Below are 24,745 nucleotides of genomic sequence, written 5' to 3'. Positions count from 1 at the left end.
TTGCTGATCTGATTCGTCACTGCGCTTGCGCGGTCACTGATAGTCATCTGCCAGCCCACTGCTGAACAGCCCTTCAGCATCGTCGGCGGCGGCAATCGCATCCTGTACGTCCTGGCGTTTCAAGTCGAGCACCCGCAGCTTGTCGCTGCCACTCACCTGGGCAATGGACTCGATCCGGCGATAGGCATCGGCATGGTTGGCAGCGTACAGGGCCAAGCCTTGCAGCTTGACCAGCGCGTCGCTCAAATGCAGCCCGTGCGGATCAACCAGATCGACGACAAGGGAGCCATCCCCCTGCGTGGCAAAGAACAGAAAGTCCGGGCGAACAATCCCGTACTGCCCGGCTTTCTCATAGGCGATACCTAGCGAAGCCTGCCCTGGCTGCTGCGGGTTGCGATACCAGAACGAGAACCCCGGCTTTGCCGATTCCGTCTCGACCACCGTCCGCTCCCAGTCATTCAGTTCAGCGGGGTACTTGCCGGCCTCGTTGCACAGCAAGTGACCATCCCAGACTGGGAGCACTCTCACCTTGCCGTTTTCGTTCGCCTTGGTCGCCTCATAGCGGGCCTCGGGCTTGAGCAAGCCCACGTCCTGCGGCTCCGTGCTCATTTCGATGATCTGCCTGTAGGACTCCCGTCGATCATCGCTGAGCGCCTTGATCTGCGCCCCATACTTGACCAGCCAGTCCTTCGTCAGCTTATCGGCCTCGGCATCAAAATAAGCCTGTGCTTCCATCACTAGACCCAAACCGGCAACGGTTACGCGGGCCTCCATGATGGCCTCAAGAAAGCCCTCTGGGTCTTCGTCGCGGTCGGCTTCCTGGCTGGCCAGATGGTCAACATAGGAATGGGCAATCGGCGGGCTGAAGATGCGCGCCGCACGGCGGTAGGCATCGTCGATGACTGCCACATCGGCGTCTTCCCAGAATTTCTCCAGACTCCGACCCTGGCCCAGCAGGTCTGCTTTCACGGTCCTGCCATCTACCACCAGCACCGACTGCCGCTTGGCCTTGACCTTGGCCTCGTTGTCAGCCTGAAACGCATCTAAAACCGTGTGCATCTCGGCGTGTGCTCGTCGGCCTGCGCCTGACAGAATATCGTCGGATACCAATTCGTGCGCCAATGCGGTTAACCTGACTGCCGGCCTAGCACCCCGTTGTGGCCGCGTTTGTGACGACAGCGCCTCGAATGCCTCCCACACCGCAGGTGCGGCCGCAGGGTTCGGCCGCACCTCGATGTAGTCGATCAACACCCGCCCCGGTGTGGCTGCCTCGTTGCCCGTCGTCAACGCGTCAACTACCTCCTCCACGGCCTTGCGGTTGAATTTCGGCAGCAAGCACTCCACCGCATTCAGGCGGTCGTTGCCGGGTATACGGCGGGCCAGCGGCGAGCGCACCAGACGGCCCAGCAACTGTGTGATGTGCGTTTTATCGCTGGCCGCACGGAACGACACCATGACCTCGGCACGCGGGCAATCCCAGCCGGTGCTAATGGCATCCTTGGCGATCAACACCCGCACCCAGGTCGATTCCTGAACCCGCTGCGGCTCAATGTAGGGCACGTCACGGTTACCGAAGCGCTGCGTGGTGTGATCCCCGAAAACGTGCGCCACGCAGGCAGAGGGCAGCTCCGGATACTGTTTGAAAATGGTATCCAGCGCCCGCCCGATTTCATCAGGGTCAGGCGTGTTGGGCACCTGCAAGACCATCAACGGCACAACAACATGGGCTTCCTGTTGCTGATTGGAATAGGCGCTCCAGGCAAGGCTGGATTCCTTCAATTTATCGGTCGCACGCCGCACCAGCACTGTGTCGAAATTGCCTGCATCGTCTGGAATATCCAGCAGGATGGTGTCCTTGATCAGGCCGGATTCCTGCACCTTGGAGGCATCCACCTCCACATTCGGCAGCTTGATGTGCTTGCCTGCCGACTCAATCGCCTTGTTGAACCGCTCCACAGTCGCCGAAATACCCCAAACCGCCGGGATACCGGGCACGCTGCCCACGCCATTGATCAGCCGCTGGACGATGGTGCTCTTGGCGTTCTGACTGGCTGCTGTTTGAGCGCCCATGCCCCGGTGCGCCTCATCCAGCACCAGATAGAGCGTCAAATCCGGGTCTTCAATGGTGTTCTGGATGGTGTCCCAAATCGTGTAGGCCCGAAGGTCTGGCCGCATGTCCGGAAAGGTACCGTCCCACTTGGCGGCCATCTCTTCAGGGTCATGGCCGCGCACCAGCAAGCTGTTCTTGCTGAGCTTCTGGGTGTTGAGAAAGTAGATTTTCCCCGCCTGGAACTTCGGCCTGTTGAAGGTGTTTTCCACCACCACCAGGTCGGTGTAATTGATGCGGTCACTGGCCTCGATAAAGCGAAAACGGGTCTGTTCATTCAACGAAGGATCGTCGCTGAACCAAATCACCACTGCGCCGGGGTCAGCATCAAAATTGAACTCATCGTCACCATGAAACAGCGCCTCGAACGTGGCAGCAGCCATCACGGTCTTGCCCGCGCCGGTGACCGCCGTCAGTGAAAACGCCGTCCTGTCGGCTTCGCTCTGCCACAGGCGGCGGGCCTTGCCCAGGTTGCTCAAGGATTCGCGGACGGCGTCGCGCTGGTAGTCTTTTAGCGTGAACTTCATCCGTTACTCTCCGTTGGTGAAACTGAAATTAGTTAAATACGATTCGTACAGGCGCACCGGCTCAACGCCATCAGGCAGTCGCTTGGCAATGGACTGAAAGCGCCGGTCGTCATCGGTGACGATATAGGCAATGCGGATTCCATCGACCTTGTCCAGCGCCTTGATAAAAGGTGTGGCCGCATCGACCTGGTTGAGCAAGCCATAGGCGTCAGCCACCGCCCAGCCATCGCCGGGCAGCTTGTCTATGCGGCTGCCTCGCGCCCCGGCTCGCAGCCACAGCAACGGCGCAATCCGGTTGAACGCGAGGTTGTAATTGACCGATACCGGCGTCTCATAGGTCAGCGTGAAGAACTCGGCGTTTTCCTCGAAGCCATCGGACATCGGAAATTCATCGGTGAATTTGTAATCGCCCTTAATCGGCTCGCCGTCGGGCGTATTACCCGTGATGGCAGCCGCAACGCGGGGTTTGGTGATGTAGTCACAGATGCCCCATTTGTCCCATTCAAGATCACCTGGGCGCAAACCTTGCTCACGAAGCGCCTTTTGTTCCTCTGCGGCCACTTCGTTATTAGTGACGCTGATGCATTGGCGACTGCCACCATCCTGTTTGTTGAGCCGCATCACAGCGTGGACTGTCGTGCCTGAGCCAGAAAAGAAATCAAGAATTACTGCATCAGGCTTGTTGGCTACAAAAAACCGCAGCCCATCTTCAACCGCATAAAGAGACTTTGGAAAATCGAAAGCACGCCCTGGGATCAGCGCTTTTATTACAGATTTACCGTGTTCCTGTGCACTGTGCGCTTCATGATCCCATTGCGTAGCAGGCATAGTTGCCCTACCTGTTTCAAATTCAACGATTGCGGCACCGCTAGCTTCTCTTCCTGTAACTTTCAAGTTCCCACTCGCAATATCTTTCACTTGACCACTAGTTAAATAGTAGAGCGTCGGTTCCTTATTCGCTCGCCCATCGACAGCCTTAACATAGCCATCCTTCAGTAGGGCCATCACTGTCTTTGGCGTCAATCCCCAGTTCATCTCTGTCCCATTCGGGCGAACAGGCCATATGGTGAAGCATCCTTGGCGATCAGGAACAGAGTTACGATCTACATCTGGTGGAATTGGCTCACCAATCGCTTCGATCTGCGCAGTCGCTCTATTTACATAAATCGGGAAAAATTGTGAGGTCCCACCTTTTTTTGTCCCGCGTCGCGATTCTATATCCGTTCTTCTCAAACTAGCCCATCTCACAGCCGCACCAGTATCGGACCTACTTGGACTCAATCGAGCGGCACCGAACATGACGAAATAAATGAACTCATTAGTCCGCCTAAATTCATTTGCCCGGACAATTCCTTTTCGATTGATAATCGAAGAAATCATCTGAATTTTTCCTTCTGGAAACACTTGTTCCAGCAGTAATCCGAGGCGCAGGTACTCCTTTTCATCAATAGTGACAATCAACACCGAGTCGTTAGGATTTAGCAACTCCTTGGCCACTAGCAGACGACGCTCCATCATTGCCAACCACTTGCTGTGTCGATAAAGGTCATCGTCTCCAACGTAATCGTTGTTGTACTTCCAGTCCTTCGCCCCACTGTTGTACGGCGGGTCGATGTAGATAGCATCCACGCCGCCCCGGTGCGTATAGGTCAACGCCTTGAGGACGTGGTAGTTTTCACCATTGATAACGGTGTGGCAGGGCTTATCACCACCACGCTGCACCTTGCCGGTACTGACCAGGCCCGGATAGATGTTGTCGCGGAACTCGGCCACCAGCACCAGATCATCCAGCGCCACGGTCTGCGTTTCGATCTCTGCCGCACCCAGCAACTCCAGGTCAGCCGTTTTCTTCGCCTTGTGGATGGCCTTCACCTGCCACAGCCGATGATCGCCCTTTCGGGTTTCGCCGCGCTCCGGCAGCACGCGCACCTTGTCGCCCTTGCGCAATGGGCGCAGCGGCAGCTCCACCGCTTCGGGGCTATGCCGCTCGAAGTTCAAACCAAAAGGGAGGCGCGAAGAGAGCATCTTGAACTCTCGATCCAACTCAGCCCCCAGGGCCGAATCCTTGGCTTTGGCCTTGGCAATCAAATCAGTCAGTCTAGACACGGAAATTTTTTCTCTCTTTTGTTTCTTCGCTATTGATGACGTGGCTGCACGACACCGCAATGCTTGTAAATCGTGGTTCGAGATACGCCATAGCGGCGGGCCACGTCCGCCACCTGAATATCGGGGTCACGCAGCAGGGCTTTGATCTCTCTCACCTGTTGTTCGTCCAGCTTCGGCTTACGACCACCGGCGCGACCTCGGGCACGCGCTGCGGCCAAACCAGCTTGCGTCCGCTCACGGATCAAGCCACGCTCAAATTCGGCCAACGCTGCGAACACATGGAAGATCAACTTACCCGCCGCGCTGCCGGTTTCGATCTTTTCCGTCAAACTTTCAAAGCCGACGCCACGCTGCTCAAGATCGGTCACGACCTGCACCAGGTCGGGCAGGCTGCGCCCGAGCCGATCCAACCGCCACACCACCAGAGTGTCCCCTGCCCGCAGCGCCTTGCGGCACTGTTCAAGCTCCGGCCGCGCTGTATTCTTGCCACTGACCGCTTCTTCGTAGATCACGCCGCACCCGGCCTGCTGGAGCGCGTCGCGCTGCAGGTCAAGGTGCTGATCATCGGTCGATACGCGGGCGTATCCTATGCGTTGATTCATGGACGCATCCAGGACATTGAAAACTTGACGCCGATATTAACACCAGACGGCGGCTTTCACGACGGTAAAGCGCGCCACTTTGATCTGTCCAGAAAACCACCGTTTGATGGACAGAATGCCTCTGTCATTAACCGATTAGCCGAAACGCTGGTGCCGCCGGTTAACCAGGATTTCGAAGATGAGCCATAGAACGACAAGGGCGGCCGGTAGCCGCCCTTGCTGCTCAACTGCGCGAACTACACGCCAAGCGTTCGCCGTACCGTATCTACAACCTCACGGAAGTCCGCTGCTGTAGCTTGCCCCGTCTCGGCCTGATAGAACACAACGATAAAAGCATTGGCGACTGCTTCGGCCAGAGGCCCAAGCTCACGTGCCTCCTCTTGGTCGATCCAGTCCATAGCCGCAAGCTGAACAGCGGCATGGTGAATTGCCTGAGTTACGTTGGTAGGATTCGAAGTTGCCACGATTCACCTCTTCTTCAGGTGGATTAATGGAAGTGTCGGCCGGCCCCACGCCGACCGATGCGCCTTTCAGTGTTCCGTCGAGCCCTTAACGAAAGCAGCGACTTCTTCATCTGCATCAGCCGCCTGATTGCCGACCTGCTCACTACCTAAGCTGTCGCCCTCGAAAGCCAGAGTCTCTGCTGGCGTGCTAGCCCGGATTGCAGTTGCCGCTTGGCCGCCAATTGTTTTATCCATGCGTTCCTGAAACCCATCCGCAAGCTGTAAGGCCTTACCTTTGAGTACAGTCCCTGCGCCTTTTACCAGTTCGCCAGCGGTGCCTGCTGCAAGCGCTGTAGCTCGCGCAAAACCGCCCTGGCTACTAGCTGGAGCGCCCATTCGCCCCATCCCCTCACTGCCATTAGCTTCCCCGGCTTCGTTGCGGGATCTATCGCCAATGTTGCCGGTGTTATCGCCGCCCTTCGGCTTACTAGAAATGCTGCCAGTCGAGGAGCTTCCTGCACCCAATAGCGAATCCATCAAGCCTGCCGCTCGCGCGAATGCTGATGATCCTGAGCCAGATGCACCTTGGCTGCCGGAAGTATCTGCACCGCACATACGCGCCATGGCGCCTAGCCCAGCGCCGGCTTCGCCCGCCATGCTGCCTTGGGCCTTTATAAATGCGGCTTTGAGTGCCGAAGCGCCGCCCCCAAGGTTGGTTGCGCTCCCCATCACCGCGGCACCGGCCATGCTCGCAGCCCCCGCTGCTACGCTAGCCGCTCCCATCGTGGCACCTAGAGCCGCGCCCGCGCCGAAGCTGCCGATACCACCCGCGTTCCCGATGCCTGCACCGGAAATGACGCCTGCAACCAGAGGTGGTACACGACTAGTTAACAGGAGCAACGCAACGCAGAAAACCAGCATCACGCCCAGCTCTTCAAAGTTAAGCGTGCCGGTGTTCATCCTGGCGTAGAAGCTCGAGAGCAGGTCGTTCCCAATGCCGACCAAGAGCACCATCGTCATAATCTGCACGGCCACTCCAAGGACCGTTTTGAAGTAGTTGATCGCTATGTCGGATGTCCAGCGCGAACCGCCGAACCCTAGAAAGAAAATCCCGGCGTACATCAGCAGCCAACTAGAGACGAACAGCAAAAGCATATTTACCGCGACAACCGTAAGCAGGACTAAGATGCCTACGCTCAATAGCACACCAATGACGCTATCCACGGGGGACAAGCTCGACGAGTTATTGAATGCCTGCCTCAAGATCAGAAACCCGACGTCCACGATGCCTGATGGTGTCACCGATGACAGACCGGACGCATGCTCGCCCAGCCTGGCCAGTGACTTGACGATCGAGTTTGCGTACTCAGGTCCGTGGCGCAGCAACCATAGGAAGAAACCTAGAAATAGGCTGAAGCGGATGAATTCGGCAAAGAACTCACCGATGTCAGCTTTGCGTAGTGCCATGAAGCCGAAAGTAATGACCAGCGAGATCGTGGCCAGCGTCCAAAACAAGAACGTCGCGGCGTTCATGATTACTGTCTGCCAGGCTGAGGCCCTTGTGGAGAACTCCGTTATTACTTGATCAAGCATCCCTTGATTGGTGAGTTGCGCCGACGCGGCTGTGGAATACAGCGCGAAAGTGACGCCAATCAGCGCAGTCTTATGCAGTGCTTTCATGGTTTCGCCTCCTGCTCTTTCAAGCTTGCCGGGTCAGCCAGCTCCAACCAATTCAATGGCTTCTCGGTCGGCGCAATACCGCCGGCTTCCGGCGACCGGCGTGAGCACAACCCGGCAAACGTTTCACGTGTAGGCTTGTCGTCGATATTCTTGATCACCTCGATTTGGCAATTGGTGTCATTGACTTCAGGCATAGGCAAGACAGGCGGCTTGCTATCGCAACCGACCAGCGTCGTCGCCGCAAAGCCGGCGAGCAGCATCATTTTGTTCATGGTGCTAGGCCTCCGTTAGCGGGTCAGTTCAAGCCAGTTTTTTGGGCTAGCCGTGCGCTCAATCCTGGACTCTCTAGCAACCATACCGGCCGCCTCCTGCCGGGCCTCCTTGTCAGCATCTGCCTGCATTTTGGTAGCAACAGCGTTCTGCTGCGCGATCAACAGGCCACGAATCTGCAAAAGTTGATTTGCCTGCTGACTGGCAAGCTGATTGGCGTAGCCGATGGCTTGCATTTGGCCTTGAGCACCTTGCGCAGCCACCTGAAGACGCTGCAAAGTTGCCGCATCAGAGGTCAGCTTGTTTTGCTGCTGGTCGAGCCCCTTGAACAGGGCATCGTTGGCCTTCTTCCGAGATCCGCTTGCTAGCCGCTGCCCGTTGTTCATAGCCTCCCACTCAGCGGCTGAGCAACCGGTGGCGGAAAAGCACGGCGAACCCCTGTAATAGTTCACGTCTTGGAATTTGCTAATGTAACCGTCTAGGCTGCCGAGCTGATTCTTGTAGTAGTTCAGCGTATTGGTCGCGTTCATCAACCCGTTGATGGTCGATTGGGCCTGGTCCCAAATGTACGCACTCGGGGCCATCGTGTTCTGAAGCTGATTCTGATATTGCTGGAGTTGGATGCTGTATTGCTCAATTTGCTTGAGCGTTTGCGCCACCGACTCAAAGGCGGTCATGACATTCTGAGATAGGTTGGTGCCGTCTATGACAGGAATGCCGGCATGAGCCGAGGTATTGAAAATGCCGCTGACCAAGATGGCAGCGAGCGCGGGTTTAGCCGCTAAAATGCGGATGTGCTTCATGGTCGATAACCTCACTGAAATGGCTTTCAGGGTCATCGAGTAGCTGCGCCACGTAGCTAATCGGTAATTGACCAGAGCGACACCGAAGCCCGGCCTTTTTGTGTTATTTCACGGCGTCTGGAACAAGTAAGGTGTCTATACCTCCCAAGGGTTGATGGCCATCAAGCCGGCAGCCTGAAAAGGGCTAGTGTCTCGAGTAGCAACGACAAATCCATTGGCACGGGCGATTGCTGCGATGCACGCATCGGCAGTCTCGATACCGCTACCCGCCTTACGAGCGGTTACCAGCACCTCTGCATAGGCGTGCGTGCATGCCAGATCAAACGCGAGAACACGCCCTACAAACATGGGTAGCACCTGCCTTTCGAGGCTTTCTTGCAGTATCGTCCGCCGCTTGCCTGTCGGCATAAGTGCCACACCGGCGCGCAGCTCAGCGACAGTCATCGCTGACAGGAAAAGCGTCTCCAGCGGTTGTGCGTTAATCCATTCAATGACACTGGCCTGAGGTGAGTGCCGCAGGGGCTCCGAAATAACGTTTGTATCGAGCAGAATCATTCAAAGCTCGCTGCCCGTGCAGGAGTCTTGTCGCGCACGCTCTCAAAGGTGCCTAACTCCTCATCCGTCAGCTTGGCTTTACGACCAACCTCGGCCAGCAGCGAACCCAGCTTGACCCGGCCCTGCGGTTTCACTGCGGACTCCAGAATTTCACGCATCTCCGCTTCGATACTACGTCCGTGTTGAGCGGCCCGGACGCGGATGGCGCGATGCACCTCATCGGGTACATTTCGAACGGTAACGGATGGCATCTTTCAAAACCTGTTTTTGCTGTAGGCTCTTGCACTATAGCAAGATGCAAGCGATTTCCCAACTACCGGTGGGCTGGTAGCCTTCTGTTCCGTATTACCCATCTGACTTCTGCGCTCTCTGCAACGCCTCTCGGCCGTACTGCCCTGGCTTCGAGGCCTGGAGTGAAGCTAGCAAGCCGGCGTAATGTATTGAGAAATGCTATCGCCTCGGTAGCCGAACCGTTCTATGGGTGTGCAGCGCGGGTTTGAGGTCTAGATCACGAGGTGCGCATGAAGAAAAGCAGGACCACAGAGTTTGGCTATGCCGAAAATCAAGCCTCGCCAGTACATGCTGACGACATCAAGCAAAACGTGCGGGCTTTGACAGAGCTTGAAGTCGCAGAGCTTCGCAAGAACATGGCGGACTCATCAGCGTGGATGAAGGCTGAGCTGCTGCGAAGGCATAGGATGAAGGTTTAAAGCCGAAGCCCACTCCGCTACGGCGCCGGCTCTATTGGGGAAAGATTCCGGCTGTAGTGTTCCGAACTTTTGAAAAGCGTTTAGGAATACATATGACGGGGCGTAGAAAATCACGATACCGGCGCTGCAATGCAAGCAAATGGGTGACCATCAGTGGCCGAACTCCCCGGCGGCACCGGCACCTTGCACCTATCCTCACGCTCAATGAGAAGTCACTGACTGCGCCAGATGTGCCTTACGCAGCCAAATCGTAAAGCCTGCACCGGTAACAGCAACCATTCGAAAGAGGGAGAGATTCCGGCTGAGGTTCGGATCGTGCCGCCCCACCTCTACTGCGAAGCCAGCCCTCTGGTTTGTAGCGTTCTTCTGTACCGAAAGATCACGCATGGGTCGCAAGCGTCGGTGCAGGAGTCGCGCATTTACGAGGTTAGCCAACCCTCAGTCTGAGCTGAAAACTGCCTTACGACTGCCTGTATTCCGGATTGGTTTGAGCACTATGATCCCTTGCTCCACCTCAATACTCAATGAGTCGCCAATCCGAAGATTCATGGCTTCCAGAATCTCAGGCGGCAGATCGACGATCATGTCTCCGCTGCCATCGCCAGGGTCTTCGCATTTCACAGCCGTGCGTGATGACTCACCCATTAGATGCTACTCCTATGCAGGTTTAGGCTCGCCCAATTCTATGCTCAATGTGCCCTACCAACAGCGATAGGCGACCCTCCGCAAGATGCGGAGGGCATCCTTCGGCAAATGCTTACGACTGCGCACCGCTCCAAGCATGCAGCGCTGCACATACTGATCAGTGACCCGATTTGATGACTTCGGCCTTTGCTTTTGGAGTGGGTTTCTCGTCTCTGTCGGCGGTAGCTGGCCCCTCGGAGAGCAAGACTCCCGTTTGAGTGCGTAGCGCGAATTAGGAAAGTGAGGTAGGCCCGCCGGCTTGCCGGTGGGCCTACCTCACCTGTCTTGCCCGCAGCTTCGCCGCGTTTTTGCACGATCAAAGATCAACTGACATCGGCTAAGCATCAATCGGCATATCAATTGAGAGCCGTCAGAGCAACATCATAGGACCAACTGCAACTGCAATTGCACCGCAATTGCAAAGGACGCTCAGCATCGTCAAGAGGAGTGACGTTTCGATGTAGCCGAAGAATTACGTCCGCCTCAGCACACCGCTGCCAGTTCGCGCACTCACGCTGCGACCAAAAAACAGGTTGAACGCCAAGAGGAGAAACCTGGCTGAGCACAGGAACAGGGATCAGGAGAAGGGGCAAAAACGCAGTCAAACGGCGGACAGCGGTGGAGAGCTGGAAACAGGCCTGGTTCTGGCAGCAACAGCGGAGGGTATCTGTCAGCGTAACCGCGGCATTCGTTAATCGAGGCCGCCCTGATGGAAAATTTAGCAGCTAAAATGCTCAGCCTGCGCCTACAGCTGAAGGCTACCAACAGCCGGCGACGCCCCTGGAATCGATAATCTCCGGATATGCCGTTTAGCGAAGCCGGAAGATGTGTTGCCCCGCCGCCTCTCCATGGCGTCCAACCATCGACCACAGGCCGATTAAGCGAAACATCAGGTCTTACTCACTAAGGTGTAAGTGTCCGCCTAAAGCGGACGGTTACACCGCTTGGATATGATGAATATCCTAAGTATTCTGCCAAAACCGCTACAAGCCGGGCCGCTGTGGCACACGCTCGGGCCGTTGTGACACGCCATCGGGCCGGAGCAGCACGCTATCGGGCCGCTGTGGCACGCTTTACTCTATCCGATGCGTCTAATTCGATGCCAATTTCGGCCAACCCGGCAGCATCCTCCCGCAACCGCCGCCTGTAGTTGCGGAGCATCATGCTGTGGACCCCCCTACCGCCTACGGCGCGAATCAGCGTGTCTAAGTGCCAGCCTCCGGACGGGTTTTGCTTGTGAGTCAAAACGTGCCGCGCAAGCGCTTGGCTTATCCCGTGCTGCAATCGAGCAATAGGGGCAGGCGGGTAATACAGAGACAAATCTCTTTCCAACAGCATTACCAAAGCAACACCCAGACGGACACGCCACAAATGGCGCACACCACTAGTCAGTGGATCGCGGCGAGTCATAGGTGACGGAATTACATGGTCGATCAGGCCGCCGATGATACTTTCGCCGCTGAGCTCCAGTTCCGGCGTTACAATTTCCACAGTGGCTGCGCGCAGGTCGATCAGTAACTTTTTGATACGGTCGTGGCTGTATTGGTGATTAGATAAAATTCGACGCAGCTTTGCCGGATCAATCAGCAACTCGATGCCTCCGTCTGAAATTTCGCGCCGGCGCTCTGCTATATACAGGATGGACTCCACAATATCGGCATGCCGCTGTCCCAGCCTGCCAGTTACGCGGCATCGACCAAAGCTGGTGTCCATCCAATCCCCCACACGCTCTCGTGGCCGCTGACTTGGCTGATAGATCATTACTCGAGCCTGCAATGCCGTGCTGGTGGGAGCGACCTGGTTACCAATCGTCATTACCGCCCCTCGTCACGGACTTCAGCTTGGAGGGCAACTTGGGCTTGTGCCGTTCCAGCACCGCAGCTTTGAGAACGCCACCCTCGTGCCTTCTGAACCAACATTCCTGAAAAGGCGCACCGTAGTTGGCTTTGCAGACGCCAAAGCGGACAAAGTAACCACGCTGACTATCGGCTACACCCCACTCATTGGCCTCGCCCTGCGTCATACCAGCCAGGTACGACTGCCAGCGGATGTTATCGACAATCACGGACGATCCCCGGCTGGCCTGCTGTTGGTCACCGGCACCGCTCACTGCTGCCCCTTTGTTGGCATGATGCAGGAAGACGATTGAACAACCCGTCTCAGTAGCTATAGCCTCCATTCGACCAATGACCTGCGCCATAGGCCCGCTGGCGTTCTCCTCTTCAACGTGAAAGCGGCGCAGTGTGTCCAAAACCATCAAACGCCTCCCCTCAGAGGCCCGCCGAAGGCCATCAAACCAATCAGCGGCCATGATGTTGGGGCATCTGCCCACCAACGGCTCTATCAGCAGTCCATCGGCCACCGATTCCCGCTCATTAGCGGTTAGATGCGCGCCTAGTGCATGCAGACGATGATGAATAGCCGTAGGTGGGTCTTCCGCTGGCAGATACACGACTGTACCGCCACGCAGCTCTCCCACTTCCAACAGGTCTGGCCCACCAGCAATCTGCGCAGCCAATTGCAGGATCAACATGGACTTCCCGGCACCACCAGGTGAAACAAGCGCCCCCACAGTGCCGGCAACCATATTAGGCAAAACATAATCTATCGGGGGCGGCGGCTCGGTGAATGCCGCCATCAGGTCAAGGGCCATATCAGCGCCTCTCCTCGCCAGGACGGTCGGCTTGGATACTCGATGCTTTGCGCGCTTCGATCCAAGCTTCAACCTCAGATAAATCCCACGCGACACTCCTGCAAGTGAGCGCAATGCGGCGCGGGAACTCCCCCCGCAGCTCCAGGTTATAGATCGTTCGCGTGGAGAGAGGAATGATCTCCAGTAGTCGTTTACGGTTGATCAACATCTTGCTTTGCACTGTTTGCATGGCTTGGCCTCCAGTTGCCGATACATGCCTCATGTTGCCAAGCAATGCATATTGATTTAGCCCATTAATTGTCCATAATGGTTGACATGAAAAATACACCAAGCGTCGCGGTCTGGGAAAATTGTTCCCCCTCTGTCTCGGAAGCCATTCGACAATTCGAGCAGCGTTGGCATCCGTACTCGATCTCGTCTCGGCGTTATCCGATCATTCGGCTGATTGAAGAGCTTATCGACCCCGTAGTAACTGAATACATGGCGACGTTGCCGGCCCGATACAGTGCCTACGTTTCAGGTGCCGGCTCAGGAGTGAGCTTCAGCGCAATCACAAAGCTGGTTGGGCTTGATGCTATGGTTCGTGTACAGCGCCAGTTACTGCGCCAGTTCATCAAAACTGAGGATAGGCAGGACGCTAGAGACCAGCGATTCGTCGCCACCCTGGAGTCTCTGATTGAGTTGGTATGGGACTGCGCGTGCAAACGCCCAAAAAACTCGGCACCAGCGAAAGGGGTCAACCTTAATGGTCAACGAAAGAATGGATTTTGCGATCTCTGCGGTGAACTGACCGAGTTCGCCGACTTTACGGCAACCGTAGCGGACGGGGGTATCAACGATATCGAGCTGGAAGAGCACAAGAAGCTTGAACTCAGCCACCAATACTGCACAGGGCACCGCCCAAAACGCTTAGATGGGGAGTGGAACCCTGCTTATCGGCAAGCGAAAAGATCTCAGGAGCAATTCAACTTGGAGCTAGCTCGGCTTAGTCGTCAATGTGCCAAACGAGCCAAGCCGCAAGCAGCATCCGGTTGCCCGTTGGTGGACGATTACTTTCACATTTACATGCTAAGCCAAACCATCCAACCCGCAGACCAGGCGGCACTACGCAATCAAGCGCGCTTCATGGTGGGTTCAAAGCTGTCAGATCGGAAAAAGCAGATGCTGGTACTCCAGCATTACGGTCTGAGCCAATCGGCGATTGGGCGCCGGCTGGGCATTGGTCGCCAGGCCATATCGAAGGCGCTGGCATCAATTCCCGAAGCGCTTCACTTGAAGCGTTAACCCTGGAGAAATTTTAGCTGCTAAAGAAAAATAATCAGTGGGAATTTCCCGCCGTCCAGCCATCAATCATGTTGGCCCAGTCCTGCAACATGCTCCGCCGCTGATCACGATACTCCGCCTTGTTGTACACCGCTCGCACCCCCTTTTGCTCATGGGCTAGGCACTTCTCGATCCAATCGGTGTTGTAACCCGCCTCATGTAGCAACGTGCTTGACGTGCGCCTGAGGTCGTGCGGCCCAAACTTGCCCAGCGGCTTACCTTCTTTCTGCGCAAGCCGATACGTCAAAGTCAGCACTTGATTGATGGTTGCTGCACTCATTGGCTGGTCAGAGTCGTATCGAGAGGGGAACACGTAATCCGAGCCGCCCGCAAAGGTCTTGAGCGCGATGAAGAAGTCCAGCGCCTGGCTCGACAGGAACACCAGGTGAGGGTTGCGCCGCTTCATGCGCTCTTTTGGGATCGTCCAGAGCGCTTCGGTAAAGTTGACCTCGCGCCATGTAGCATTTGTCAGCTCACTTTTCCGTACCATGGTCAGCAGAAGCAGCTTGGCCGCAGCGCGTACAGATGATGAAGTACCGATACGATCCATGTACTGATACATCAAAGCGATCTCGTCAGGCGCAAGCGCCCGATCACGCGGCTCAAATTTGGCAATGCTTGCGGAGCGAACCAGATCGGCAGGATTCTCGACTTTCTGGCCCCGCTCAATGGCCCAGCGGAAAACCTGCTGGACAATTTCACGTGCATGCACTGCTGTCGCCGGCGCACCGCGCTCGACAATGGTATCAGCGAGCGCACGCAGATCCTCGTGGGTGATTTCGATCAGCTTTCGGCTACCGAATTTCGGCTTGAGCTCACGCTCATAAACTGACCGGCGCATGTCACGAGTCGAATCCGCCATCTGATAGCCGCGCAGCCATTTTTGAGCCCAGGCGTCGAAAGTCTCTGCGTCTTTAACCCGTGCTTTATCCCGCGCCTTTTCCTTCGCAGGTGATTTACCGGCAGCAATCATTTTCTTCGCTTCGCCCAGGCGCTCCCGCGCTTCTGCCAGCGTGATGCCACCGACACCGTAGCGACCGAAGGTGATGGTTTCCTGCCTGCCGTGGATCGAGTAGTTGTAGCGAAACGAAATCGAGCCGGCTGGTGTAACTGCAACGTATAGCCCATCTCGGTCATTGGCTTTGTAAAGCTTCTCTTGCGGCTTGAGGCTACGGAGCTTGGTATCAGTCAGCATCGTCCTCCCGAATCTCCCTGTAGAAATACCATGGCTGCGAAGGCCGAGGAAAAATTTAAAAAACCTTATAAATCAGATATTAATAGATTTTTTATACCATGATGAACGTTGGCTATGCCTTATGGTATTGAGATAACTCATGGTATCCAACGCCGATACTACCATCCTCCATGCCATAAAAAAGTGCTGCTTGATACTGCCTATAGCTGCCAGAAGGTGCTTAACGCAAAATGCAAAAAGCCCGCAATTACGCGGGCTCCAGGGTATTTCTTGCTAGAGGGTGCCGGCAGTTGCCAGATGCCTAATCATTCCCACTCAATCGTCGCCGGCGGTTTGCTCGAGACGTCGTAGGTGACCCGGGAGATGCCTTCGATCTCGTTGATGATGCGGTTGGAGACGGTCTCCAGCAGTTCGTAGGGCAGGTGGGCCCAGCGGGCGGTCATGAAGTCGATGGTTTCCACCGCGCGCAGGGCGACGACCCAGGCGTAGCGGCGGCCGTCGCCCACCACGCCGACGGATTTCACCGGCTGGAAGACGACGAAGGCCTGGCTGACCTTGTGGTACCAGTCGGCCTTGCGCAGTTCGCTAATGAAAATGTCGTCGGCGCGGCGCAGCAGGTCGGCGTATTCCTTCTTCACTTCGCCGAGGATGCGCACGCCCAGGCCCGGGCCCGGGAAGGGGTGGCGGTAGACCATGTCGTAGGGCAGGCCCAGTTCCAGACCGATCTTGCGCACTTCGTCCTTGAACAGCTCGCGCAGCGGTTCCACCAATTTGAGGTTCATTTCCTCGGGCAGGCCGCCGACGTTGTGGTGGGACTTGATCACGTGGGCCTTGCCGGTCTTGGCGCCGGCGGATTCGATCACGTCCGGGTAGATGGTGCCCTGGGCGAGGAACCGGATGTTGGGCAGCTTGCTGGCTTCGGCGTCGAACACGTCGATGAAGGTGCGGCCGATGATCTTGCGCTTCTTCTCCGGGTCCGCCTCGCCTTCGAGGTTGGTCAGGAACTGGGGCTCGGCGTCGGCGCGGATCACCTTGACGCCCATGTTCTCGGCGAACATGGCCATCACCTGGTCACCTTCGTGCAGGCGCAGCAGGCCGTTGTCGACGAACACGCAGGTCAACTGCTCACCAATGGCCTTGTGCAGCAGGGCCGCGACCACGGAAGAATCGACACCGCCGGAGAGGCCCAGCAGCACGTTGGCGTCGCCCACCTGCTCGCGGACTTGGCGCACGGCGTCGTCGACGATGTTGGAGGCGGTCCACAGCGCTTCGCAGCCGCAGATGTCCAGCAGGAAGCGCGAGAGGATTCGGCCGCCCTGCTTGGTGTGGGTGACCTCCGGGTGGAATTGCACACCGTACCAGCGGCGTGTGTCGTCGCCCATGGCGGCGATGGCGCAGCTGGCGGTGCTGGCGACGACGTGGAAGTCGCCCGGCAGCTGGGCGACCTTGTCGCCGTGGCTCATCCACACGTCGAGGCCCAGCACGCCGTCTTCGTCCACGTGGTCTTCGATGCCATCCAGCAGGCGGCTCTTGCCGACCACGTCGACCCGGGCGTAGCCGAATTCGCGGATCTGCGAGCCTTCCACCTTGCCGCCGAGCTGCTCGGCCATGGTCTGCATGCCGTAGCAGATGCCCAGCAGCGGCACGCCCAGGTCGAACACCGCCTGGGGCGCCCGGGGGCTGTCGGCCTCGTGCACCGACTCGGGGCCGCCGGCGAGGATGACGCCGCGCGGGGCGAAGGCACGGATGTCCTCGTCGCTCATGTCGAAGGGGTGCAGTTCGCAGTACACGCCGATCTCCCGCACGCGGCGGGCGATCAGCTGGGTGTACTGGGAGCCGAAGTCGAGGATCAGGATGCGGTGGGCGTGGATGTCAGGAAGAGACATGGGGCTTTCCTTCGGAGAATGCGGGAGCGTTGAACCGGAAACGGGAGACGGGTCGGGAACGGTGCGTTCCGGAAGGTTCTCCAGGGTCCGGCGCCTATCCATTGCAAGTGCGCGGGTGGCGGCGCCTGGCGCCTGGCCACCCTGCGGCCGGGTTGCCGGTGGACGACGAGGTGTCCACCGGGGCGCCCGGATCAGCCCACGCGGTAGTTCGGGGCTTCCTTGGTGATCTGTACGTCGTGCACGTGGGACTCGGCCATGCCGGCGCCGGTGATGCGCACGAACTGCGGCTTGGTACGCATTTCCTCGACAGTGGCGCAGCCGGTGTAGCCCATGGAGGAGCGCAGGCCGCCCATCAGTTGGTGGATGATCGCCGCCAGGGAGCCCTTGTACGGCACCCGGCCCTCGATGCCTTCGGGCACCAGTTTCTCGGCGCCGGCCGAGGCGTCCTGGAAGTAACGGTCCGAGGAGCCCTGGGCCTGGGCCATGGCGCCCAGGGAGCCCATGCCGCGGTAGGCCTTGTAGGAGCGGCCCTGGAACAGTTCGATCTCGCCCGGCGCCTCTTCGGTGCCGGCGAACATGGAGCCCATCATTACCGCAGAGGCGCCAGCCACGATGGCCTTGGACAGGTCGCCCGAGAAGCGGATGCCGCCGTCGGCGATCAGCGGGACGCCGGTGCCTTCCAGAGCGGCGGCCACGTTGGCCACGGCGGAGATCTGCGGCACGCCGACGCCGGCGACGATGCGGGTGGTGCAGATGGAGCCCGGGCCGATGCCCACCTTGACCCCGTCGGCGCCGGCTTCCACCAGCGCCAGGGCGGCTTCGCCGGTGGCGATGTTGCCGCCGATCACCTGCACCTGCGGGAAGTTCTGCTTGACCCAGCGGACCCGCTCGATCACGCCCTTGGAGTGGCCGTGGGCGGTGTCGACGATGATCACGTCGACCCCGGCGCCCACCAGCGCGGCGACCCGCTCACCGGTGTCGGCCCCGGTGCCCACCGCGGCGCCGACTCGCAGGCTGCCCTGGTCGTCCTTGCTGGCGAAGGGGTAGGCCTTGGCCTTCTCGATGTCTTTGACGGTCATCATGCCCTTGAGGGCGAAGGCGTCGTCGACGATCAGCACCTTCTCGATGCGGTGCTTGTGCAGCAGGTCGCGCACGGTGTTCTTGTCGGCCCCCTCGCGCACCGTGACCAGGCGATCCTTCGGTGTCATCACCTCGCGCACCCGGGCGTCCAGGCGGCTCTCGAAGCGCACGTCGCGGGAGGTGACGATCCCCACCAGGTCACCGTTGGAGAGCACCGGGACACCGGAGATGTTGTGCTGGCGGGTCAGGTCGAAGAGGTCGCGGACGCTGGCGTCGGCGTCGATAGTGATGGGGTCCTTCACCACGCCGGCCTCGAAACGCTTGACCTTGCGCACTTCGGCGGCCTGCTGCTCGACGCCCATGTTCTTGTGGATGATGCCGATGCCGCCTTCCTGGGCCATGGCGATGGCCAGGCGCGCCTCGGTGACGGTGTCCATGGCGGCGGACAGCAGGGGGATGTTCAGCTCGATGCCACGGGTCAGTCGGGTCTTCAGGCTGACGTCCTTCGGCAGCACCTCGGAGTAACCGGGGATCAGGAGGACGTCGTCGAAGGTCAGGGCTTCTTGGCTGATGCGCAGCATGGCGGGGGCTCCCAGTCGGGAAAAAGGAAGCGCGGCATTATACCCAGCACCGGCCCCGCGCTCAACGAGCGGCAGCCCGGCGGAACGGCATGGAAGCGGGGCGACTTGGGCCGCTCCGCCGGCGCGCTCGACGTGCTGGCCCGCCGGCCGTCAGAAGGTGTAGTGGGGAACCTCGCGGCTCCAGGTGCCCGGGGTCTCGCCGGAGGCGCGGAATTCGATGTGGGTGGGCGACGAGGGCCGGGCGCTGCGGCCGTGGCGGCGCAGCACCGGGGCCTGCTCGCCGCCCCCCAGGTAGCGGGCCGCCGCGGGTGCGCGGGGCGAGCCGGCCCGGGCGACGGTGGCACCATCGCCGGGCACCGGCGCCCAGCTCTCGGCGGGCAACAGCGGCCCGTCGAGGGCGGCGAACGGCGGATCATTGCGAGACGTCCGGGCGGACGGGACCGCGGGGTCTTCCACGGCGGGAAGCGCGGCGCCCGTGCCCGGCCAGCCGCCCACCTCGGTCAGCGGGTCGGTGGCGCCGGGCAGGTAGGCCGTCTGCAGGTCGTGCCAGAGGCTGCCGGCGGCGCCCCGGTTCACTTCGAGCCAGCCGGCGCAGCCGACCAGGGCCACGAACAACAGGTAGGCCGCGGCGTTCATGGCGTAACGAGGAAAGCGCGAGTCTGCGTGCATGGGGAAGGACCGGTGAGGAAGCGTCCGGGCATTATCCTCGGCGGCCACCCGGGCGGCGTCAGGGTTCGGTAAAGGCTGGGTAAAGACCGACGGTTTTCCGGCGAGGATGTGAACCCTTTATCATGCGCCGATGCTCACCGATCCCTTCGAACGCCTGGGCCTCGACCGCGAGGTCCTCAGTGTCAGCCAACTCAACAGCCGTGCCCGGGTACTGCTGGAAGACGTGTTCGCCCGCATCTGGGTCGAGGGCGAGATTTCCAATCTGTCGCGTCCGGCGTCCGGCCACATCTATTTCACCCTCAAGGACAACCAGGCCCAGGTCCGCTGCGCGCTGTTCCGCCAGCACGCCACGCGAGTCCGCCAGGCCCTGCGCGACGGCCTGGCGGTGCGGGTACGCGGCAAGGTCTCGCTGTACGAAGGCCGCGGCGACTACCAGCTGATCCTGGAGACCCTGGAGCCGGCCGGCGACGGCGCCCTGCGCCTGGCCTTCGAGGCGCTCAAGCAGCGCCTGGACGCCGAGGGCCTGTTCGCCGCCGAGCGCAAGGCCGCCCTGCCCGCCCACCCGCGGCGCATCGGTATCGTCAGTTCGCCCACCGGGGCGGTGATCCGCGACATCATCAGCGTGTTCCGCCGCCGCGCGCCCCAGGTGGCGCTGACCCTGATCCCCACCGCCGTGCAGGGCCGCGACGCCACCGAGCAGATCGTCCGTGCCCTGGGCCGCGCCGATGCCCAGGGCTTCGACGCGCTGATCCTGGCCCGCGGCGGCGGCTCCCTGGAGGACCTCTGGTGCTTCAACGAGGAAGCGGTGGCCCGGGCCATCGCCGCCTGCGTCACGCCGCTGGTGAGCGCCGTGGGCCACGAGACCGACGTGTCCATCGCCGACTTCGTCGCCGACGTGCGTGCGCCGACGCCGTCGGCCGCCGCCGAGCTGCTGGCGCCCCACGCGAACGACCTGCAGCAGCGCCTCGCCGGTCTGCATCACCGCCTGCGGGTGCGGATGCGCGAGCGCCTGCACCGCAATGCCCTGCGCCTGGAAGGCCTCAGCCGCCGCCTGCGCCACCCCGGCGAACGCCTGCTGCAGCAGTCTCAGCGCATCGACGACCTGGAACAACGCCTGATCCGCGCCCTGGACCGCCGCCTGGGCGAACGCCATGAGCGCCTGGCGCGCCTGGACACCCGCCTCGCCGCCCAGCACCCGGGCCGCGCCCTGGCCCTGCTGCGCCAGCGCCTGGAACACCTGCAGGCGCGCCTGCCCCGGGCCATGGGCGAAGCCCTGCGGGATCGCCGCCGGCAGCTCCAGGGCTTGGGCCAGACGCTCCACGTGGTCAGCCCCCTGGCCACCCTGGGGCGCGGCTACAGCATTCTGCTGGACGAGCGCGGCCAGGCCATCCGCAGCGCCGCCCAGACCCGCATCGGCCAGACCCTGCGGGCGCGCCTGGGAGAAGGCGAGCTGGACGTACGGGTCAGCGACAACCACCTGGAGCCGGTGACCCTGTCGCTGCTGGACTGACGGCCGCCCGGCGCGGCGCGGTGCTTTCTTCCGCCGCCCATTTGCGCCAGCATGGGCGGCTTCTTCGCCACCGAGTGCCGTCATGCCGCGTCTGTCCTTTCTGCTCGTCGCCCTGCTGGTGTGTGGCGCGTCCTCCGTCCGCGCCGACGGGTTCATCAGCCGCCTGCTGAACAAGCCGGTGCCGGGCGGCGTCGCGGTGGTGACCCTGGGCGAAGCGGCCCAGGCGCCCGCCGCACGCTACCAGGGCCGGCCGGTGCTGGTGGTACGCGAGGATGGCAAGCGCTGGGTCGCCATCGTCGGCATCCCGCTGAAGACCGCGCCCGGCCCACAGCACCTCGCGGTGGACGGCCGGGCGCAGCCCCTGGACTTCCAGGTCGGCGCCAAGCATTACCGCGAGCAACGCATCACCCTGAAGAACACCCGCCAGGTGAACCCGCTGCCGGACGATCTCAAGCGCATCGAACGCGAACTGGCCGAGCAGACCACCGCCTACCGCCGCTTCAGCCCCGGCACGCCCAGCAACCTGCTGCTGGACAAACCGGTGAACGGCCCGCTGTCCAGCCCCTTCGGCCTGCGCCGCTTCTTCAACGGCGAGGAGCGCAACCCCCACGCGGGGCTGGACTTCGCGGTGCCCGCGGGCACGCCCATCAAGAGCCCGGCGGCAGGCAAGGTGGTCCTCATCGGCGACTACTTCTTCAATGGCCGGACGGTGTTCGTCGACCACGGCCAGGGCTTCATCAGCATGTTCTGCCATATGTCGAAGATCGACGTGACCCTCGGCCAGGCGCTGCCCCGCGGCGGCGTGATCGGCCGGGTCGGTTCCACCGGTCGCGCCACCGGGCCGCACATGCACTGGAACGTCAGCCTCAACGACGTGCGGGTCGACCCGGCGATCTTCATCGGCGCCTTCCAGCCCTGAGCACGGTCCAACCCCGACCACCCCTACTCGCGGAGCGTCCATGATCACCGTCCACCACCTGAACAACTCGCGCTCCCAGCGCATCCTCTGGCTGCTGGAAGAACTGGGCGTCGAGTACCGCATCCAGCGTTACGAGCGCGACCCCAAGACCCTGCTGGCGCCGCCGGAGCTGCGGGCCGTGCACCCCCTGGGCAAGTCGCCGGTGATCACCGACGGCGAGCTGACCCTGGCGGAATCCGGCGCCATCGTCGAATACCTGGCCGAGCGCTACGGGCCGCAGCTGCTGCCGGCCGCCGGGACCCCGGAACGCCTGCGCTGCACCTATTGGCTGCACTACGCCGAAGGCTCGGCGATGCCGCCGCTGTTGCTCAAGCTGGTGTTCGACAAGGTGGAAAGCAGCCCCATGCCGTTCTTCGTCCGGCCCATCGCCAAAGGCATCGCCCGCAAGGTCAAGCAGAGCTTCGTCGAGCCGCAGATCCGCCAGCACCTGGATTACCTGGAGGGCGAACTGGGCAAGCACGCCTGGTTCGCCGGCGAGGCCCTGAGCATCGCCGACATCCAGATGAGCTTCCCCCTGGAAGCTGCCGCGTCCCGTGGCGGGCTGGACGCCAGCCGGCCACGGTTGCAGGCATTCCTCGAACGCATCCACGCCCGCCCCGCCTACCGCCGCGCCCTGGAAAAGGGCGGCGAATACGCCTACGCCCGTTGACGGGCGACGCGCCGTTCCAACGCGCTGATGACTTCGAGTCTCCGGGGGAGACTCGAACGTCCACCCGTTTCATCGGCCCGTTCCCGGCCCCACCCCGGTCCACGCCGGGCGGGATTGCCCGTCGCCCGCCGTTCGCTCCATGACACCAGGTTTCCGTTCAGCGCCTGGCTCGGTTAGCAGTTGCCGCCGCTTACGCGCGCGCAATACAATTGAGAAACGTTTTCAATAAAGACCGTACGTCCATGCATCGCGACGACTGGCTGAATCCCGCGCACATCGCGGTGCTCTACCGCGATCACCACGGGTGGCTGCGCGGCTGGATCAACCGTCGCGTGAACTGCCGGGAAAACGCCTCGGACCTCGCCCAGGACACCTTCGTCCGCCTGCTGCGGACCCGCCAGGCCTCGCTGCTGCGGGAGCCACGGGCGTTCCTCAGCAGCATCGCCCGTGGCCTGCTGATCGATCAGCACCGGCGGCGGGAGCTGGAACGCGCCTACCTGGAAAGCATCGCGCTGCTGCCGGTGGCGGACGTGCCGTCGGAAGAAACCCGGCGGATCATCCTCGACGCCCTGGAGCGCGTCGACCGCCTCCTGGACCGCCTTAAGCCACGGGTGCGCCAGGTGTTCCTGCTGGCCCAGCTGGACGGCCTGTCCTGCCCGAAGATCGCCGAGCGCCTGGGGGTGTCCCGCGCCACCGTGGAGCGCGACCTGGCCCACGCCCTGCAACGCTGCTACCGGTTGCGCTATGGCGAAGGCTGACACCCGCGGCCCGGCGCCGGAGGTGGTCGAGCAGGCCATCCACTGGATGGTGCGCCTGCGCTTCGACCAGGACCCGGCCGATCCGGCGACCCGCCAGGCCTTCGAGCGCTGGCTGGCGCTGCGTCCGGAGCATGCGCTGGCCTGGCGACGGGTCGAGGGCCTCGGCGAGGACTTCGCCGTGCTGCCCCGGGAGCTGGCGCGCCAGGCCCTGGACGACGGCCCGCGTCGCCTGCGCCGCCGCGACAGCCTCAAGGTGCTGACCCTGCTGGCCGGAGCCGGCGCCCTCGGTGCCTACGGCCTGCGGGAACCGGCGGCGGCGCTGCTGGCGGACTACCGCACCGCCACCGGCGAACGCCGCCCCGTGCACCTGGCCGACGGCACCCGCCTGCTGCTCAACACCGACACAGCGCTGGACGTGGACGTCAGCGGCGAGCGGCGCGTGCTGCGCCTGCGCCAGGGCGAGCTGCTGGTGGAGGCGGCGGCCGGGCCGCAGCCGATCTGGGTACAGGGCCGTGACGGCCTGCTGCGGGCGGAAAGCCCGCGTTTCCTGGTCCGCGAGCAGGATCGGGACACCGTCCTCGCCGTGCACCAGGGCACGGTGCAGGTGTTCCCCGGCGGCCAGGGCGCCGCCGCGGCGACGGCGGTGGGCGCGGGCCAGCGCCTGGCCTTCGATACCCGGCAGGCCAGGGTGCCGGCGGACGACGGCCTCGACCCCTGGGCATGGCGCGACGGCGTGCTGCGGGCCCAGGCCATGCGCCTGGACGCCTTCGTCGCCGAGGTCTCGCGCTACCGCGTTGGCTTGCTGCGCTGTTCGGAAGCGGTCGCCGGCCTGCGGGTCTCCGGGATCTACCAGCTCAAGGACACCGACGCGATCCTCGCCCTGCTCGCCCGCGCCCTGCCGCTCCGGGTGCGCTACCGCTCCGCCTACTGGGTGTCCCTGGAAGCCGCCGTCGCCTAGCCGGAAACATTCTTGAG

24 protein-coding genes are annotated in these 24,745 nt (G+C 61.1%); 7 read left to right on the top strand and 17 right to left on the bottom strand.

Translation table 11 applies throughout. The features are described from left to right. Positions 1-33 precede the first annotated feature (33 nt). From FM069_RS04255 to FM069_RS22015, 9 genes are all read right to left on the bottom strand, one after another. Positions 34-2,634: a DEAD/DEAH box helicase gene (locus tag FM069_RS04255; RefSeq protein ID WP_143487038.1), complete on the bottom strand. Its 2,601-nt coding sequence runs from the start codon at positions 2,632-2,634 to the stop codon at positions 34-36. 3 nt (positions 2,635-2,637) lie between these two features. Further along, complete coding sequence (locus FM069_RS04250; RefSeq protein WP_143487037.1) at positions 2,638-4,740, bottom strand: site-specific DNA-methyltransferase; 2,103 nt, start codon at positions 4,738-4,740, stop codon at positions 2,638-2,640. A gap of 29 nt (positions 4,741-4,769) precedes the next feature. Next, positions 4,770-5,342 (bottom strand): recombinase family protein, encoded by a 573-nt coding sequence (locus FM069_RS04245; protein WP_143487036.1) that lies wholly within the window; start codon positions 5,340-5,342, stop codon positions 4,770-4,772. 236 nt (positions 5,343-5,578) lie between these two features. After that, complete coding sequence (locus tag FM069_RS04240; RefSeq protein ID WP_143487035.1) at positions 5,579-5,806, bottom strand: type I toxin-antitoxin system ptaRNA1 family toxin; 228 nt, start codon at positions 5,804-5,806, stop codon at positions 5,579-5,581. Positions 5,807-5,872: 66 nt separating this feature from the next. Beyond that, positions 5,873-7,465 (bottom strand): P-type conjugative transfer protein TrbL, encoded by a 1,593-nt coding sequence (gene trbL, locus FM069_RS04235; RefSeq protein WP_143487034.1) that lies wholly within the window; start codon positions 7,463-7,465, stop codon positions 5,873-5,875. Beyond that, entirely contained in the window at positions 7,462-7,737 is a 276-nt protein-coding gene (gene trbK, locus FM069_RS04230; RefSeq protein ID WP_143487033.1) for an entry exclusion lipoprotein TrbK, read from the bottom strand. Before trbK ends, trbL begins: the two co-directional genes overlap by 4 nt. Before the next feature lie 15 nt (positions 7,738-7,752). Next, positions 7,753-8,538: a P-type conjugative transfer protein TrbJ gene (gene trbJ / locus FM069_RS04225; RefSeq protein WP_143487032.1), complete on the bottom strand. Its 786-nt coding sequence runs from the start codon at positions 8,536-8,538 to the stop codon at positions 7,753-7,755. A gap of 135 nt (positions 8,539-8,673) precedes the next feature. Then, positions 8,674-9,093 (bottom strand): type II toxin-antitoxin system VapC family toxin, encoded by a 420-nt coding sequence (locus tag FM069_RS04220; protein WP_143487031.1) that lies wholly within the window; start codon positions 9,091-9,093, stop codon positions 8,674-8,676. After that, positions 9,090-9,344: a FitA-like ribbon-helix-helix domain-containing protein gene (locus FM069_RS22015; protein WP_143487030.1), complete on the bottom strand. Its 255-nt coding sequence runs from the start codon at positions 9,342-9,344 to the stop codon at positions 9,090-9,092. The genes FM069_RS04220 and FM069_RS22015 overlap by 4 nt, the downstream gene beginning before the upstream one ends. A 270-nt stretch (positions 9,345-9,614) precedes the next feature. Between FM069_RS22015 and FM069_RS04210 the strand changes: the two genes are divergently transcribed. Beyond that, the gene (locus FM069_RS04210) at positions 9,615-9,803 is read left to right on the top strand and encodes a hypothetical protein (protein WP_143487029.1); all 189 of its coding nucleotides are present in this window, start codon (positions 9,615-9,617) and stop codon (positions 9,801-9,803) included. 438 nt (positions 9,804-10,241) lie between these two features. Here the strand turns inward: FM069_RS04210 and FM069_RS04205 are convergent, their stop codons facing one another. From FM069_RS04205 to FM069_RS04190, 4 genes are all read right to left on the bottom strand, one after another. Next, on the bottom strand, positions 10,242-10,388 hold the full coding sequence (locus FM069_RS04205; protein ID WP_325063563.1) for an AbrB/MazE/SpoVT family DNA-binding domain-containing protein: 147 nt from the start codon (positions 10,386-10,388) through the stop codon (positions 10,242-10,244). 1,149 nt (positions 10,389-11,537) lie between these two features. Further along, positions 11,538-12,302, bottom strand: a complete 765-nt coding sequence (locus tag FM069_RS04200; RefSeq protein ID WP_143487027.1) for an ABC transporter ATPase — start codon at positions 12,300-12,302, stop codon at positions 11,538-11,540. Continuing rightward, positions 12,289-13,140, bottom strand: coding sequence for a helicase RepA family protein (locus tag FM069_RS04195; protein ID WP_143487026.1), 852 nt, complete (start codon positions 13,138-13,140; stop codon positions 12,289-12,291). The genes FM069_RS04200 and FM069_RS04195 overlap by 14 nt, the downstream gene beginning before the upstream one ends. 1 nt (position 13,141) lies before the next feature. Next, positions 13,142-13,369 (bottom strand): helix-turn-helix transcriptional regulator, encoded by a 228-nt coding sequence (locus FM069_RS04190; RefSeq protein ID WP_143487025.1) that lies wholly within the window; start codon positions 13,367-13,369, stop codon positions 13,142-13,144. Positions 13,370-13,446: 77 nt separating this feature from the next. Between FM069_RS04190 and FM069_RS04185 the strand changes: the two genes are divergently transcribed. Beyond that, positions 13,447-14,424, top strand: coding sequence for a LuxR family transcriptional regulator (locus FM069_RS04185; protein WP_143487024.1), 978 nt, complete (start codon positions 13,447-13,449; stop codon positions 14,422-14,424). A gap of 34 nt (positions 14,425-14,458) precedes the next feature. Here the strand turns inward: FM069_RS04185 and FM069_RS04180 are convergent, their stop codons facing one another. The 4 genes from FM069_RS04180 to FM069_RS04165 all read right to left on the bottom strand — a co-directional run bounded on the left by FM069_RS04180 (position 14,459) and on the right by FM069_RS04165 (position 19,874). Beyond that, a complete protein-coding gene (locus FM069_RS04180; protein ID WP_143487023.1) occupies positions 14,459-15,658 on the bottom strand; it encodes a tyrosine-type recombinase/integrase in 1,200 nt (399 codons plus the stop codon). Positions 15,659-15,963: 305 nt separating this feature from the next. Beyond that, positions 15,964-17,544, bottom strand: a complete 1,581-nt coding sequence (gene guaA / locus FM069_RS04175) for a glutamine-hydrolyzing GMP synthase (protein WP_143487022.1) — start codon at positions 17,542-17,544, stop codon at positions 15,964-15,966. A 191-nt stretch (positions 17,545-17,735) separates the two neighbouring features. Next, positions 17,736-19,205, bottom strand: coding sequence for an IMP dehydrogenase (gene guaB, locus FM069_RS04170; RefSeq protein WP_143487021.1), 1,470 nt, complete (start codon positions 19,203-19,205; stop codon positions 17,736-17,738). 150 nt (positions 19,206-19,355) lie between these two features. Continuing rightward, positions 19,356-19,874, bottom strand: a complete 519-nt coding sequence (locus FM069_RS04165) for a hypothetical protein (protein ID WP_143487020.1) — start codon at positions 19,872-19,874, stop codon at positions 19,356-19,358. 130 nt (positions 19,875-20,004) lie between these two features. Here FM069_RS04165 and xseA point away from each other — a divergent pair, with 130 nt between their 5' ends. The 5 genes from xseA to FM069_RS04140 all read left to right on the top strand — a co-directional run bounded on the left by xseA (position 20,005) and on the right by FM069_RS04140 (position 24,728). Beyond that, the gene (xseA, locus tag FM069_RS04160; protein ID WP_143487019.1) at positions 20,005-21,384 is read left to right on the top strand and encodes an exodeoxyribonuclease VII large subunit; all 1,380 of its coding nucleotides are present in this window, start codon (positions 20,005-20,007) and stop codon (positions 21,382-21,384) included. Between the two features lie 82 nt (positions 21,385-21,466). Continuing rightward, positions 21,467-22,303, top strand: coding sequence for a peptidoglycan DD-metalloendopeptidase family protein (locus FM069_RS04155; RefSeq protein WP_143487018.1), 837 nt, complete (start codon positions 21,467-21,469; stop codon positions 22,301-22,303). Between the two features lie 40 nt (positions 22,304-22,343). Further along, a complete protein-coding gene (locus FM069_RS04150) occupies positions 22,344-23,012 on the top strand; it encodes a glutathione S-transferase (protein WP_143487017.1) in 669 nt (222 codons plus the stop codon). A gap of 242 nt (positions 23,013-23,254) precedes the next feature. After that, positions 23,255-23,770: a sigma-70 family RNA polymerase sigma factor gene (locus FM069_RS04145; RefSeq protein ID WP_143487016.1), complete on the top strand. Its 516-nt coding sequence runs from the start codon at positions 23,255-23,257 to the stop codon at positions 23,768-23,770. After that, on the top strand, positions 23,757-24,728 hold the full coding sequence (locus FM069_RS04140) for a FecR domain-containing protein (protein WP_143487015.1): 972 nt from the start codon (positions 23,757-23,759) through the stop codon (positions 24,726-24,728). Before FM069_RS04145 ends, FM069_RS04140 begins: the two co-directional genes overlap by 14 nt. The last annotated feature ends 17 nt before the right edge of the window (positions 24,729-24,745 follow it).

This window comes from Pseudomonas mangiferae (assembly GCF_007109405.1).
Classification (GTDB): domain Bacteria; phylum Pseudomonadota; class Gammaproteobacteria; order Pseudomonadales; family Pseudomonadaceae; genus Pseudomonas_T; species Pseudomonas_T mangiferae.
The sequence above is the reverse complement of the archived record's forward strand: the minus strand, read 5'-3'. Positions and strand labels throughout refer to the sequence as shown.

Coding starts and splice junctions, on each gene's coding strand:
- FM069_RS04255 (WP_143487038.1), bottom strand. CDS start 2,634: ATGAAGTTCACGCTAAAAGACTACCAGCGCGACGCCGTCCGCGAATCC.
- FM069_RS04245 (WP_143487036.1), bottom strand. CDS start 5,342: ATGAATCAACGCATAGGATACGCCCGCGTATCGACCGATGATCAGCAC.
- trbL (WP_143487034.1), bottom strand. CDS start 7,465: ATGAAAGCACTGCATAAGACTGCGCTGATTGGCGTCACTTTCGCGCTG.
- trbK (WP_143487033.1), bottom strand. CDS start 7,737: ATGAACAAAATGATGCTGCTCGCCGGCTTTGCGGCGACGACGCTGGTC.
- trbJ (WP_143487032.1), bottom strand. CDS start 8,538: ATGAAGCACATCCGCATTTTAGCGGCTAAACCCGCGCTCGCTGCCATC.
- FM069_RS04220 (WP_143487031.1), bottom strand. CDS start 9,093: ATGATTCTGCTCGATACAAACGTTATTTCGGAGCCCCTGCGGCACTCA.
- FM069_RS22015 (WP_143487030.1), bottom strand. CDS start 9,344: ATGCCATCCGTTACCGTTCGAAATGTACCCGATGAGGTGCATCGCGCC.
- FM069_RS04210 (WP_143487029.1), top strand. CDS start 9,615: ATGAAGAAAAGCAGGACCACAGAGTTTGGCTATGCCGAAAATCAAGCC.
- FM069_RS04205 (WP_325063563.1), bottom strand. CDS start 10,388: ATGATCGTCGATCTGCCGCCTGAGATTCTGGAAGCCATGAATCTTCGG.
- FM069_RS04200 (WP_143487027.1), bottom strand. CDS start 12,302: ATGACGATTGGTAACCAGGTCGCTCCCACCAGCACGGCATTGCAGGCT.
- FM069_RS04195 (WP_143487026.1), bottom strand. CDS start 13,140: ATGGCCCTTGACCTGATGGCGGCATTCACCGAGCCGCCGCCCCCGATA.
- FM069_RS04190 (WP_143487025.1), bottom strand. CDS start 13,369: ATGCAAACAGTGCAAAGCAAGATGTTGATCAACCGTAAACGACTACTG.
- FM069_RS04185 (WP_143487024.1), top strand. CDS start 13,447: ATGGTTGACATGAAAAATACACCAAGCGTCGCGGTCTGGGAAAATTGT.
- FM069_RS04180 (WP_143487023.1), bottom strand. CDS start 15,658: ATGCTGACTGATACCAAGCTCCGTAGCCTCAAGCCGCAAGAGAAGCTT.
- guaA (WP_143487022.1), bottom strand. CDS start 17,544: ATGTCTCTTCCTGACATCCACGCCCACCGCATCCTGATCCTCGACTTC.
- guaB (WP_143487021.1), bottom strand. CDS start 19,205: ATGCTGCGCATCAGCCAAGAAGCCCTGACCTTCGACGACGTCCTCCTG.
- FM069_RS04165 (WP_143487020.1), bottom strand. CDS start 19,874: ATGCACGCAGACTCGCGCTTTCCTCGTTACGCCATGAACGCCGCGGCC.
- xseA (WP_143487019.1), top strand. CDS start 20,005: ATGCTCACCGATCCCTTCGAACGCCTGGGCCTCGACCGCGAGGTCCTC.
- FM069_RS04155 (WP_143487018.1), top strand. CDS start 21,467: ATGCCGCGTCTGTCCTTTCTGCTCGTCGCCCTGCTGGTGTGTGGCGCG.
- FM069_RS04150 (WP_143487017.1), top strand. CDS start 22,344: ATGATCACCGTCCACCACCTGAACAACTCGCGCTCCCAGCGCATCCTC.
- FM069_RS04145 (WP_143487016.1), top strand. CDS start 23,255: ATGCATCGCGACGACTGGCTGAATCCCGCGCACATCGCGGTGCTCTAC.
- FM069_RS04140 (WP_143487015.1), top strand. CDS start 23,757: ATGGCGAAGGCTGACACCCGCGGCCCGGCGCCGGAGGTGGTCGAGCAG.